The 13,993-nt window shown below is 45.8% G+C and carries 8 protein-coding genes; 1 reads left to right on the top strand and 7 read right to left on the bottom strand.

Features of this window, described 5'->3' with window-relative positions:
- The first annotated feature begins 14 nt into the window (after positions 1-14).
- Positions 15-995, top strand: coding sequence for a PHB depolymerase family esterase (locus LMJ53_RS07945; protein WP_229585567.1), 981 nt, complete (start codon positions 15-17; stop codon positions 993-995).
- A 4-nt stretch (positions 996-999) separates the two neighbouring features.
- On the opposite strand, the gene LMJ53_RS07940 is transcribed toward LMJ53_RS07945, so the two are convergent.
- The 7 genes from LMJ53_RS07940 to LMJ53_RS07910 all read right to left on the bottom strand — a co-directional run bounded on the left by LMJ53_RS07940 (position 1,000) and on the right by LMJ53_RS07910 (position 13,886).
- Positions 1,000-2,196, bottom strand: coding sequence for a class I SAM-dependent methyltransferase (locus tag LMJ53_RS07940; RefSeq protein ID WP_229585566.1), 1,197 nt, complete (start codon positions 2,194-2,196; stop codon positions 1,000-1,002).
- A 10-nt stretch (positions 2,197-2,206) separates the two neighbouring features.
- Positions 2,207-3,682, bottom strand: coding sequence for a cardiolipin synthase (gene cls, locus LMJ53_RS07935; protein WP_420778853.1), 1,476 nt, complete (start codon positions 3,680-3,682; stop codon positions 2,207-2,209).
- A gap of 99 nt (positions 3,683-3,781) precedes the next feature.
- A complete protein-coding gene (locus LMJ53_RS07930) occupies positions 3,782-4,297 on the bottom strand; it encodes a cell division protein ZapC domain-containing protein (protein WP_229585564.1) in 516 nt (171 codons plus the stop codon).
- 98 nt (positions 4,298-4,395) lie between these two features.
- Positions 4,396-5,406 carry a quinone-dependent dihydroorotate dehydrogenase gene (gene pyrD / locus LMJ53_RS07925; RefSeq protein ID WP_229585563.1) on the bottom strand — a complete coding sequence of 337 codons (1,011 nt, stop codon included), beginning with the start codon at positions 5,404-5,406 and terminating at the stop codon, positions 4,396-4,398.
- 71 nt (positions 5,407-5,477) lie between these two features.
- Positions 5,478-10,304 carry an NAD-glutamate dehydrogenase gene (locus LMJ53_RS07920; protein WP_229585562.1) on the bottom strand — a complete coding sequence of 1,609 codons (4,827 nt, stop codon included), beginning with the start codon at positions 10,302-10,304 and terminating at the stop codon, positions 5,478-5,480.
- A 251-nt stretch (positions 10,305-10,555) separates the two neighbouring features.
- Positions 10,556-12,871 carry an efflux RND transporter permease subunit gene (locus LMJ53_RS07915; RefSeq protein ID WP_229585561.1) on the bottom strand — a complete coding sequence of 772 codons (2,316 nt, stop codon included), beginning with the start codon at positions 12,869-12,871 and terminating at the stop codon, positions 10,556-10,558.
- A gap of 1 nt (position 12,872) precedes the next feature.
- Entirely contained in the window at positions 12,873-13,886 is a 1,014-nt protein-coding gene (locus LMJ53_RS07910; RefSeq protein WP_229585560.1) for a WD40/YVTN/BNR-like repeat-containing protein, read from the bottom strand.
- Between the last annotated feature and the right edge of the window lie 107 nt (positions 13,887-13,993).

Here is a 13,993-nt window from a genome sequence, read left to right as displayed (position 1 = left end):
TTTTTGGAGTGACTATGTTGTCATGTCGTCTAGCTGTGCTCAGTGCTATGGTAGTCAGTACCTCTCTCGCGGCCAGCGAAGCCTTACCTAAATTGAATTTAACCGCAAATATCACCGTTTCCGGCTTGTCTTCCGGCGGTTATATGGCCGGTCAGTTTCATCAAGCTTATGCTGAAGACGTCACGGGGGTCGCCATTTTAGCCGCTGGGCCGGTTAACTGTGCTCAAGGCGATTTACGTATTGCTATGGGGCACTGCATGGCGAACCCCAACTCAGAGCCTGATTTAGCCACCATTGAAATGAAACTGAATCAGTTACGCGAGGCGGGAGAATTAGCGCCACTGAGCGCGGTACAAGGCGCTAAAGTGTGGTTGTTTAATGGCAGTGCCGATCAAACCGTGTCAGCTAAAGTCGGCGCAGCATTAGCCAGACAATATACCCATTGGTTACCTGCAGCGCAGTTGGCCGTTGTGGCCGATCAACCTTTTGCGCACCACTTTCCCACGGCAAAAGCCGGTTTAACTGAGTGTGATAAATCAGAATCGCCTTTTATCGCCAGTTGTCAGTATGACGCTGCAGCAAAACTACTGGGCCATATCTTGGCTAAACCTTTAAAAGCCGCGACGGATCCGATTGGTCAGTTACTGAAACTGGATCAACACCAGTTAGCACCCGCCAGTCAAGGTCAGTTAGCACAGTATGGTTATGTGTATATCCCAAAAAGCTGCGCTGCCGGTCAACGTTGTGACTTGCACATTAGCTTTCATGGCTGTCGACAAGACGCTAGCCAGATCGGAGAAGCCTATCTGCGACAAACCGGTTTAAATGACTATGCTGAAGCCAATCAACTGGTGGTGTTATATCCGCAAGTTGAAAAAAGCACGTTAAACCCGTTTGGTTGTTGGGATTGGTGGGGCTATAGCGCAAGTAATTACCTCACCAAAAACGGCCCACAGAACCTTGCCGTAAAACAATTGGCGGCGGCTCTGCGTTAACACGTTAACAAGAGGCGGTGTTTGCGGACGCCGCCAATAACTGCTCTAAACAATGCTGCTCTACCCCATAAAACTGCTTTAAAGCGGCAATCTTGGCTAACACAGCGCTATTATCCTCAGGGCTTTGGCGCTTTGTTGCTAAGATCATTTTGTTCTTACTGGTATGTTCCAATGAAATAAATTCAAACACCTTGGTCTGATAGCCGTGTGCTTCTAATAGCAATGCGCGCAAACTGTCGGTGAGCATTTCTGCTTCCTGCCCCAAATGAATACCATGCTGTAGCATGGGGGCTAGCACGTCGGGTAAGCGTACCTGAGGGCGAATTTCTTTATGACAACAGGGTGAGCACATGATGATCTCTGCTCCGGTGCGGATCCCCATATGCAGTGCGTGATCCGTCGCGGTATCACAAGCATGTAACGCCACCATGATATTAATGCCACGAGCTTTAAAGTGCTTTACATCACCTTGTTCAAAATCCAGGCCGTTTAACCCCAGCGTTTGCGCCGTGTTATTACATAAATCCACTAAAGGTTGGCGCAACTCTACACCGGTAACCTGCACCGTTAAACCTAAGGTATGGGTAAAGTAATCGTGCATAGCAAAGGTTAAATAAGCCTTACCCGAGCCAAAATCGGCTACGCGTAACTGTAGCCGCTGACTCAAACCGGTTTCTTTTACCGCAGCTGCTAAAATTTCGACAAACTTATTCAGCTGTTTCCATTTATTGGATAGCGCCGGAATAATCTGACCTTGCTGATCAGTGACCCCTAACGCTTTTAAAAACGGCTGGCTTTGCTCGACATAGCGCTGCTTTTGCCGATTATGACTGGCCACACTGACCGTTTGCGTGTGTTGGGTTTGGCAGCTTAATAAAAACTTCCCTTTTTTACTTAAACTAAGCTGACATTGCTGTGTGCTTGTTTGCAAATTCGCTTGCCGAAAGTCATTCTGTACTAAGCCGGCAATTAGGCTAAGGGCCTGCTCTGGTGATAGGTTTTTTGTGATGTGATTCGTTTGATAATGATAAACACACTTTAATTGCCATTGTGCTTTAAGTTGCACGGGCGTCATTTCTAAGCGTTGTAGAGCGGCTTCGGGGCCTTGGTATTTACTCAACACCATTTTCACCAGTTGCTCAGCGCGCAGGGCGTGCTGTAACACTTCGATGAACTGTTGATAGTTTGCTTGCTCTTGCATCGCAATACTCCTAAAGGATCGGCGCCAGCAGATGAGCCGCACGTGCAAACACACGATGCCACCAAGGCTGAGCCTGTAATTCGGTTAAGTTCATTTGGCGAGACCGCGCAAAATCATGCTGAAATTGTACCGCCAAATTCTGTACAAAGGCGTCGTCATGCACCAGTGCGGTAATTTCAAAATTCAGTCGAAACGAGCGATTATCTAAATTAATGGTGCCCACTGCGGCGAGTTGTTGATCAACAATAAAACTTTTAGCATGCAAAAAGCCCTGCTGATAACGATAAATGCTTACGCCCGCATCCAATAAAGGCCCAATAAAAGCATAGGCCGCATGGGTGACCAACACATTGTCTGTTTGCTCTGGGATCAACACCCGTACGTCAACACCGCGAAGCGCCGCCAGTTTTAACGCCGCTAATGTGCCTTCATCTGGCACAAAGTATGGGCTGGAAATCCAAAACCGTTGTTCGGCACTGTGTATGGCATGCTGGATCAGTAAACTGGCCGTTTCAAATCGATCTGCAGGGCCTGAAGGTAAGATTAATACCGCAGCATCGCCCATTGCTGCGGCCTGGGCTTGCCATTGTAATGCCGGCAGGCTGTCGGTACTCCAAAACCAATCTTCCACAAAAGACAGCTGCAAGGCTTGTACTGCCGGGCCCGTTAATTTTAAATGGGTATCTCGCCATGCGCCATAGCGCGGATCCTGCCCCAAATATTCATCACCCACATTTAAGCCCCCTAACCAGCCGAATTGACCATCCGCAATCACGATTTTGCGATGATTGCGAAAATTCAGTTGGAAACGGTTACCCGGGCCTTTAGTGGATTGAAATGGCCGAATATCAACACCGGCCGTTCGTAATGCGCGAATATACTGATGCGGCAAACGATAGCTACCAATCTCATCATACAAAAAATACACTTTCACGCCAGCGCGCGCTTTATCGATCAGCAATTGCTGCAACTGGCGACCTAATTCATCGTCTCTAACAATATAGAACTGTACCAGCACATACTCTTCTGCAGCACGGATCCCAGCAAACATGCTAGCGAAACTCTGTGCACCATCAATTAATAATTCTGGCTGATTACCAGTTAAAAACGGCATTTTAGCCAGGCGTTCCACCGCATCTAACTGACTTATCGCTAAGGTTTCATCGCGAATAAAGGGATCAACACTGCTGGTTTTTAACTGATGCTTGGCTGCTAATTCGTTATCCGTAGACTGTCGGGAAATCACATACCCCTGAAATCGACTGCGGCCAAAAATCCAATAAGCCGGCACGGCAACATAGGGCATGGTATTAAGCGACACTAACCAAGCAATACTGCCTTGCGCGGTACGAGATGACATCAAGGCATCAACCGAAGACAACAAACCAGACAAATGAAATAAGGCAAGAAAGAGTAATAACAGACGGCGTTTTTTACTTAACCGTGAATGGCTAGGGCTATCACTATCACTAGTGGTGCGCTGCAGCGCTTGCTGCAGTAATTTTTTTATGCGAAGCATGACACGTTAACCTACCCTTTAAAGCCACGCTGTAGTTTAACATAGCGCCAAGCAGAAGGGATGCCGTTAGGCTGTTTGGGCAAAATCAACGTTCATTTCAAAGAATTGTGCACGATTACGCAATACGCGGATCACGGTGCCACGAGTGAGCAACTTACCCGCTAAGGTTTCGCCTTTGGTCAGCAGTAAACATTCGATACATTCTAAGTCTGAGGCGACCACTAAAGCAGGAATAATATCTTTACCCTGTAACTGCACTAATTGATATAAACCAATGTCTTGTTGGCGCTGAGTAACAAAATACCAGCTTTTATGCGCAGATAATTGACGATAACGATTAGCTAACGCATGCAAAGCAAACTGCTCGCGTTCTTCATCACTCAAAGGCAAAGGTAATAACACATCATGAAAACGCCAAAAAGCCTCAGCTTCCTCTAACGAAAAAGGCTGTGAGACGATTTTTTGATTGAGCACAGCGCCCGTTAACTCGGAAGTGAACGATGACGATGCACTCAAGGTTAACAACAAGCGATCTGCTTCTTGGCAATAATGCCAAACCCAATGTTCTGATGGCGTTAACATCTGATGTTCTTTACTCCTTGAAACAGAACAGGTAACTACAAAGTACTATAGCACGCAGATCAGATTTGAAAAGCGCAATTCACATTAAAAACGTTTTTTTATAGCGATTCAACGATGTTTTTCACGAGTTTAGGGCCATGATAGATAAAACCGGTGTAAACTTGCAGCAGATCAGCCCCTGCCGAAAGTTTTGCTTGCGCTGAAGCCGAATTGTTGATACCGCCCACACCAATAATAGGAAAGTCTTTACCTACTTTATGGCGTAATTGAGCGATGACTTCCGTACTTTTTTGTTGTACGGGTAAACCGCTCAAGCCACCTGCTTCATTGGCAAAAGGTAAATTCACCACTTGGCTACGATCTAAGGTGGTATTGGTGGCAATAGCACCGTCCATTTTACTGCGCAGTAAGGTGTCAGCGACTTGTTCCACCGCAATTAAATCCATATCCGGTGCTATCTTAACGAAAACCGGCACATACTTATCATATTGAGCTTGTAAGTCTAATTGCTCGTTTTTTACCGCCATTAATAAATCGAGTAAAGCTTCACCAAATTGTAAATCACGTAAGCCCGGCGTATTTGGCGAAGAAATATTGACCGTGATATAGCTGGCATGGGCGTAAACCTTGCGCATACAGTGAATGTAGTCGTCTTTACCCTGCTCGTTCGGGGTATCTTTGTTTTTACCAATATTAATACCCAGCACGCCTTTGTATTGGCTGTTTTTGACATTGTTAACGAGATAGTCAACGCCTTTATTGTTAAAGCCCATACGATTAATAATGGCTTCGGCTTGCGGTAAACGGAACATCCGCGGCTTATCATTGCCCGCTTGTGGCCGTGGCGTTACTGTACCCACTTCAATAAAGCCAAAACCCATTTGGCCAAAAGCATCAATACAATCCGCATTTTTGTCTAAACCGGCGGCTAAACCAACCGGGTTATCAAAATGGATCCCTGCTATCGTTTTGGGTTTTGCCACTAATTGCTGCCGCCATAAGGCCGCAACAGGAGAATGCGCTAGCCGTTTTAGGCTGCCTAAAGCAAAGTCATGCGAGCGTTCAGCATCACAGGTAAATAACAGTTTCTTGGTCAATGAATAAAACATAGTTGGTCCTGCAATAAAAAACCCCGGAAAAACCGGGGTATTGTAATGACTTTACGACTAAAACAACAGCATCAAACTGACTGACTTAACAACATCAGTTCGCGCATCGCCACTGAGAATTTAGCAAATTCATGACTTTGCGTTGTTTTAAACTCGGCTAACATGGAGCGCCAGCGCTCAACTAAGCTATGGTGCTGAGCTAACCAATGGTCAATAATCTCGTTGGTATCACAGGCATTACCGCAGTTTTTCACCACTACCGCAGTTAAACCCCGTTGTTGCCAATCTAATTCTTCACGATAAGAGGCACGTGCTAGCGCTTGCCAGTGGTTAGCAACCGGTTGACGCGTGATCTGCTCGAGGAACCAATGTAACTCTAGCTTGTCGCCCAGTTTGAAGTAAATTTCTGACACCATCGCTAATGGCAGTTGTTGATTATCCGCCACTTGGGCAATATCCATTACCGAGAATACCGTGCTTAACTGCGTTAGGTAACGGGCAATCTCAGCCGGAATACCCTGTTCAGTTAACACCTTGCTCTTCTCCGTTAATTCCTGCATTTCACGCTCGGCCACGTATTTCGACAGATCGCGAACCAGATCATTATAAGCAGGCTGGAAGAAAGCAATCGTTTGTTTGATATCCAACGACTTGTCACGATGACGTACAAACCAACGCGTGGCACGGCGAATAGTACGACGTAACTGGAACAACACACGGCTTTGTAAATCTGCGGCAATTTTATTGTCGAGTAATTCTAATTGTTTCCAATGGCTTCCCACGTCAAACAACTCACGGACGATAGCATAACAAATGGCCACTTCCGATACTGAGGCGCCCGTTTCTTCGAACATACGTTGCACAAAGTTAGGCCCCATTTCATTAACCAGCATATTCGCCAGTTTAGTGGCAATAATTTCGGCTTTTAACGGGTGTTGGCTGATTTGCTCAGCAAACTTTGTTTGCAGTACTTTTGGGAAAGCGCCACTGAGTAACTGTTGGAAATAGGCATTATCCGAGATATCTGGCGTAACTAAACGCTCTTTTAATACCATCTTGCCATAGGCCGTTAGGATAGCCAGTTCTGGGCGCGTTAAGCCCATGCCTTTAGCCATACGATCGGCAAGATCATCATCAGAAGGTAAGAATTCTAATTCACGATTTAGCTTACCGTCTTTTTCTAAAGCATGGATAAAGCGCGTGTACTCTTTAATTTGCTCAGAGCCAAGTAATGAAGACAAGCTAATGCTTTGCGTTTGACGGTAACAATCTTTAATCACGATTGCCGCCACATCATCCGTCATTTCGTTTAACAACTTATTACGTTGTTTGATGGTTAAATCGCCACCCGTGACAAGCGCATTCAAGAGGATCTTGATATTAACTTCGTTATCAGAGCAGGTTACACCACCGACGTTATCAACGAAGTCGGTGTTGATACGACCACCGTTGTTAGCAAACTCGATACGACCACGCTGCGTCGCACCTAAGTTACCCCCTTCACCGAAGATCTTCGCTTTTAAATCACGACCATTCACCCGCAGGGCTTCTGAGCCACGATCGCCCACTTCAGCATGGCTTTCATTCGTCGCTTTCAGATAAGTACCGATACCACCGTTCCAAATTAAATCAACCGGCATGGTTAAGCATTCACGGATTAATTCATTCGGTGTCATGGTCGCTTTGCTCGTGCCTAACATCTCTTTCATTTGTGGTGAAAGTTTGATGGATTTCGCACTGCGACTGAAAATAGCACCACCTTCTGAAATCAATGACTTGTCATAGTCATCCCAGGTTGATGTCGGCAGATTAAATAAACGCTCACGCTCTTTAAACGAGCTTGCCGCATCAGGATTCGGGTCAACGAAGATATGCATGTGGTTAAATGCCACTTGCAAGCGGATATGTTTTGACAACAACATACCATTACCAAATACGTCACCGGCCATATCACCGATACCGACACAGGTAAAATCGGTTGTTTGACAATTGATGCCAATTTCACGGAAGTGGCGTTTAACCGCTTCCCAACCGCCGCGAGCAGTAATACCCATCTTCTTGTGATCGTAGCCATTAGAGCCACCTGAGGCGAAGGCATCACCTAACCAGAAGGAATACTCTTCCGAAATACCGTTTGATATATCTGAGAAGGTCGCCGTGCCTTTATCTGCTGCGACGACGAGATACGGATCATCTTCATCTAAACGCACAACATCAGTAGGGGGTACGATACTGCCTTGCACGATGTTGTCGGTAATATCTAACAAACCACGAATAAAGGTGCGGTAGCAATCTTTACCTTCATTGATAAAGGCTTCACGCCCGCCGGTTTCCGGTAGTTTTTTACATACAAAACCGCCTTTTGCACCTGACGGCACAATAACGGTGTTTTTAACTTGCTGAGCTTTAACCAAGCCAAGCACTTCGGTACGGAAATCTTCGCGTCTATCTGACCAGCGCAGACCACCACGCGCCACCTTACCAAAGCGTAAATGCACGCCTTCAACCCGAGGTGAATAAACGAAAATTTCAAACATCGGTAACGGCAATGGCACTTCAGGGATCAGATCCGGTTTTATCTTAAACGAGATGTAAGGCTTGTCGCTGTTATCAGCGGCTTTTTGATAATAGTTGGTACGCAAGGTCGCGTTAATCATATCAACGAAACGGCGGATAATACGATCGTCATCCAAGTTAGCGACATTTTCTAACTGCGCAGCAATTTGCTCTTCCAGCTTTTCAATCGACTTAGCGGTAGCTTTCGATTTTGGGTCGAACTTCATGCTGAACAACTGCACCAATAAACCGGCTAAACCCGCATAGCGCGAGAACGTATTTTCAACGTAAGCTTGCGAGAAGGTGCTACCAATTTGCCGTTTATACTTAGCGTACGCACGAATAATTGACGCTTCACGACCAGTAATGCCTGCACCTAAAATTAAGCGGTTGAAACCATCGTCTTCTAACTGCCCTAACCACACTTTGGTTAAAGAATCTTGAAAGCTTTGTTGTGCTGCAGCAAAGTCGGCCGGTAACTCCCCTGTTAACTCCATAGCGAAGTTTAAGATCCAACTTACAGAACCATCCGGACACTTCACCGCATAAGGCGTTTCACCAATAACCCGTAAACCGAAGTTCTCTAACATCGGTAACACGTCAGATAAGTGGATAGGATGATCTTTATGGAATAAGTTTAAACGTACTGCTTTGCTGTCTTTGCTCTCTTCTTGTGGCCGGTAGAACAACATTTCCAGCTTATGTTCAGCATTTAAGCCTTCTAACTTACCGATATCAACCAGGGCATCATTCGGTAACATGTCTTCTTTATAGGCACGTGGAAAGGCATGTAAATACTTACGACTCAGCTCACGACCTTTGGCTTCGCCATAAACACCAATTAAGGCTGTTTCGAGTTTATCTTCCCAAGTACGCGCGGCTTCAACCAGGTTACGTTCAATTTCTTTCACTTTATACTCAACTTGGCGGTCATTGATCCGCACCAAATAATGGGTGCGGGCCAACACAGATTCAGAGAAATACGTAGTAAACTCAACCGGCTCAGTCGATCCTAAAGCTTGTGCCAGTAAGGCTTGCGTATCTTTACGTAATTGCGTGTTATAGCGCTCTCGCGGCACATAAACCATCGCCGTAACAAAGCGGCCAAAGGTATCTGCACGCAAAAACAAACGCGTCATGTCACGTTCCTGCATTTGCAGTACGCCCATGCTCACATCTAATAATTCATCAACGTTCGCTTGTAATAATTCATCACGCGGATACGTTTCTAAAATATTCAATAACGCTTTGTAGGCATGTGTGCCCACCGCGAATTCTGAACGGGTCATCACTTGTTGCAGTTTACTTTGCAGTAATGGAATATCCGCTGCACTGTTGTTGTACAAACTGGATGAATAAAGACCGATAAAGCGATCTTCACCCACCACATTACCATTCTTATCAAAGCGCTTGATACCGATATAATCGATATAGGCTGGGCGATGTACTCGAGATTTATTGTTGGTTTTGGTTAGTACCAGCAACGAGCTATTTAACGCTTGCACACGGCCACGCTCGGGTAATTCGGATAACATCAAATCACGTGGTTCAGAGCGACGCATTAAGCCGAGCGCACTGTCTTTATGGGCAACAATTTGGTAATCGCCTTTTACCGGATTAATGTCATAAGCGCGATAACCCAATAAAGTGAAGTTATCTTTCACTAACCAATTTAAAAACGCCGTAGTTTCAGCAATATCTTCTTTGCTGGCTTTACCCGCATGCTTAGGTAATGCCGCAATCACCGCTTCTAATTTTTGCTTAGCCGGTTGCCAATCTTGCACCGCTAAAGACACATCTTCCATCACAGACAACAACTCGGCTTTTAACGCATCGATAGCGCTAGCATCCGTCATCCGGTCAATTTCAATATGAAACACGGTTTGTTGTGTGGTGGGATCGGTTAAACGACCTAATTTTGAAAAATCGGTTATGGTGCCGTCTTTCTCTCGCTTAGTTTGCAGCGGGTTGTGCAATAACAAGTGCGCAGTAATCCCATGACGGGTTAACGCCATTCGCACCGAATCAACTAAAAATGGCATATCTTGCACAACTAACTCAACAATAGTGTGCTTAGATTCCCAACCATGGCGAGCCAGTTCAGGGTTAAACACCCGGATCCGCGCGGCAGCATCGGCATGCTGATTTAATGTTTGCCATAAACTGAGGGCAGCACCATAGAGATCACTGTCATTACGACCGACTAAATCTTCATTTGACATATTTCCGTAGAGGGTTAAAGCGAACTTTTCGACTAACGTTACTTGCTCTTTTACTTTTTGTTTGATGAGCTTGCTGACGTTTTGTAGTAACACTGAGGGTAGACTATCTAACTTGGTCATTATTATTACATCCTTTTATCAATCACTGCGAGGTCGCATGATCCACAAAATTATAAGGGATGGTGCAGGTGCAGTGTAGTAATTATTGTAGCGCTTTTGAAGCGATATTTCTGGCTTTTATGCTGGTTAAACCAGTGTTTAGCCTGAAGATTTGGCTGATTATTCAAGCACCCTAAATAGAAAATGGCCTTACGGCCATTTTCTCGTTGCATCACTGCATAAATATGTCAAAACGCTTTAAGCGCAATCGCTTAGTTTTTGCGCCAAAAGAAGCTCGCCAGTGCGGGTAAAACCACAATAGCGCCGAGCATATTGACAATAAACATGAAGGTTAACAGGATCCCCATATCCACTTGGAACTTCAGTGCTGAAAACACCCAGGTGCTTACGCCAATCGCTAAGGTGATACCCGTAAACAAGACTGCGCTGCCCCGCTCTTTTAAGGCTTCAAAATAAGCTTGGCGTAATGGCATACCTTCACGCAACTGCTGGCTCATTGTTGATAAGATATAAATGCCGTAATCAACACCAATACCCACACCCAGCGCAATCACTGGCAACGTCGATACGGTTAAACCGATTTCCAGTTTCGTCATTAACGCGGTCGCTAACACCGATACGACATACAGCGGGATAATCACGGCAGCCGTTGCCCGAACAGAACGGAAACTCAGTAAACACAACACGATGACCGCAGCATAGACATACCACATCATCGGTTGTTGCGCATCGCTCACCGCCTCGTTGGTGGCAGCCATCACCCCTGAAGGACCTGTCGCTAAAGCAAACCGCGTTTGCTCATCACCTAATTCTGCACCGTATTGCTTCACCGCAGCAACAACACGCTCGATGGTTTCAGCTTTGTGATCTTCTAAAAACAACATCACTGGCATCACCGAACAATCGGCGTTAAGTAAACCCGTGCTGGTTTCAACGCGTGAAGACGCTTGCACCAAGCTTTGTGTGTTACGGGGTAGAACTCGCCATTTCGCATTACCTTCGTTGTAGGCTGCGTTAATCACTTTTGATACCGACGGCAAAGAAACGGCTGACTGCACTCCGGGTACGTTTTCCATTAACCAATGAAATTGATCGATCCGATCCATTATTTCATGGTGAGTACAAGCACTTGGAATGGTTTCAACCATCACGTTGATATAATCCACCGAAATCGCAAAACGGTCGGTGATCATAAAGGTATCTTGGTTGTAACGAGAGTCTTCATGCAGAGCCGGGGCACCGGCATGCAGATCACCGATTTTTAACTGCTGGCTTTGCCAATGGCCATAAGCAAACAACAAGGCCGTAGCGAGTAAAATGACCGTTGCATAAGGCCGAGTTGCGAAGGCCGATAAGGCCATCCATACCTTTTCCGCTCGCAAATTAGGCGCGGCCACTTTTTGCTTGTACTTGTCGCTAAAGCGCACAAACGACATTAACACCGGTAACAACACCAAGTTAGTCAGAATGATCACGGCAACACCTAAACTGGCAGTAATTGCCAGCTCGCGGATCACGCCAATTTCGATAATTAATAGCGTTAAGAAACCCACCGTATCCGATAACAGTGCGACACCGCCTGGCACTAACAGTTTACGGAAGCTGGCTTGGGCGGCCGTTTTTGCATTCATGCCGCTAGCAACCCGTTTACCGGTGGAGTTAATCATTTGCACACCATGGCTTACACCAATGGCAAACACTAAAAACGGTACCAGTATCGACATTGGATCGATACCAAAACCCAGTACCGTTAATAAACCAATTTGCCAAACCACCGCAATTAATGAACAAGCAATCGGCAATACCGTTAGCATTAACGAGCCGGAGAACAAAAATACCATGATGGAAGTAATTACAATGGCAATACCAAAGAATGCCACTACCCCTTTAGCGCCCTCTGCAACATCGCCCACCATTTTGGCAAAACCAATGATATGCACGCTGATTTGTTCAGATTGATATTTTGCACGAATGTCGTTTTCTAACGTCGAAGCAAAAGCAATGGTATCGACGGGTAAGTTGGTTTCTGGATCCAGCTCTAATAACGAAGCGGTGATCATGGCACAGCTGTAATCGTCAGCAACCATCCGGCCAACCACACCGGCTTTTTCGGTATTTTCTTTTACTTTGGCAAGACCGCGCGCGTCGGCCGTAAAATTAGCCGGGATCACTGGGCCACCAGCAAAACCATCTTCTACCACTTCAATAAAACGCGTACTGGGACTGAACAGAGATTTAACTAATACCCGCTCAATACCGGGTGTATACACCACATCATCGTGGGCACGGCGAAAGCTATCAAAAAAATTGGCATTGAAAATATCACCACTGGCATCGCACATGGCGATCAGAATGTTATTTGCACCACCAAAATCCGCTTCATGCTTCAGATAGGTTTGCATGTATTCATGCTTTAAGGGGATGTTCTTACTAAAAGCGGCATCCAATTTAATGTCTGTTGCTTTAAACAACAGCAATATCGTGGTGAGTGCAAAAAGCACTATCACGATCAACCGATGCCGAAACAAGCCAATTTCAATTTTATTTACCAGCCAATTCATACTCATATTATTCAGACTTACTTAATGGTGTTAATTTAATGCCTACCTCAGTGACCAGTAACAACTGCTCACCTAGGGCGACACCATTTAAAATAGCGCGACCATCGGCTTGTGACATATCTTGAAAACTTTGACCGTTATCTTCGCTTCGCAGCAATGCGCCAGCATTACCAGTGATAAACAGTCGACCTACTGAGTCAGCAAAAAGACTGTTGAGGGTAGCATACACCGGCAAATCAATTTGCTGCCAACTGTCGCCATCATCCTCACTTAAAAAAACGTGACCGCGTAAACCCGCAGTAATGATGCTGCCCTGTTCAGTGCGATGCACTGCAAACAAGGAGCCATTGTAAAATTCTTCTAAACGCTGCCAACTGGTGCCCGCATCGTCACTTTTGGCCATAAAACCGGCTTCGCCCACCATGATGATTTGCTGATCGTTGACAATTAACCGATTAAAATGCGGCAATACCGATTCACGTTCCAATAAATACATTTCAGGATCGGTTTCTTCTAAATCGGCTAAATATTCAGCATCGTCTACTGAAACTAAAGTTTTGTGGAAGGTCGGTTGCCAAGACACGCCACCATCAGACGTCGTAAAAAACAGACCGTATGCGCCAATGGCCAAGCCTTGTTGTCGATTGAAAAAATAAACATCCATCAATGGCTTATCCTGCTCCGGCAGGAATTGCTGCAGTTGCCAGCTTTTGCCACCATCTTGAGTGTGTAAAATGGTCGCGTCGTGCCCAACCGCCCAGCCATACTGCTCGTCTGTAAAATAGACCGAGGTAAGTAATGATTGAACAGGCACAGTAGCTTGTTGCCAGTTTTTGGCATCATTGCTCAGCAATATGTGGCCGCGTTGACCCACAGCAGCAAAACCTTGCTGCCCGACCTTAACCACGTCCGTTAAGAGCGATTGGCTTGCCAACGGCATCATATAAGCCGCTTTAGGCGACATTTCGGTGTTTTCGTCTGCATCGCTGGCGTGTGCATCAGCACCCTGAACCAGGAACATCGCGGCCAGACATCCGGCAAAAATCTTGTTATACATGAGCTGAGTTCACTCTGCTTAGCGCGTCAGTTAATTAAAATATAGCAGTGAATGACACTGGTCTTGTTAAA

It is taken from the genome of Rheinheimera sp. UJ51, from assembly GCF_020819615.1.
Taxonomy (GTDB): Bacteria; Pseudomonadota; Gammaproteobacteria; order Enterobacterales; family Alteromonadaceae; genus Alishewanella; species Alishewanella maricola.
Note: the sequence above shows the minus strand (reverse complement) of the source record. Positions and strands in the feature narration are given on the sequence as shown.

Coding starts and splice junctions, on each gene's coding strand:
- LMJ53_RS07945 (WP_229585567.1), top strand. CDS start 15: ATGTTGTCATGTCGTCTAGCTGTGCTCAGTGCTATGGTAGTCAGTACC.
- LMJ53_RS07940 (WP_229585566.1), bottom strand. CDS start 2,196: ATGCAAGAGCAAGCAAACTATCAACAGTTCATCGAAGTGTTACAGCAC.
- LMJ53_RS07930 (WP_229585564.1), bottom strand. CDS start 4,297: ATGTTAACGCCATCAGAACATTGGGTTTGGCATTATTGCCAAGAAGCA.
- pyrD (WP_229585563.1), bottom strand. CDS start 5,406: ATGTTTTATTCATTGACCAAGAAACTGTTATTTACCTGTGATGCTGAA.
- LMJ53_RS07920 (WP_229585562.1), bottom strand. CDS start 10,304: ATGACCAAGTTAGATAGTCTACCCTCAGTGTTACTACAAAACGTCAGC.
- LMJ53_RS07915 (WP_229585561.1), bottom strand. CDS start 12,871: ATGAGTATGAATTGGCTGGTAAATAAAATTGAAATTGGCTTGTTTCGG.
- LMJ53_RS07910 (WP_229585560.1), bottom strand. CDS start 13,886: ATGTTCCTGGTTCAGGGTGCTGATGCACACGCCAGCGATGCAGACGAA.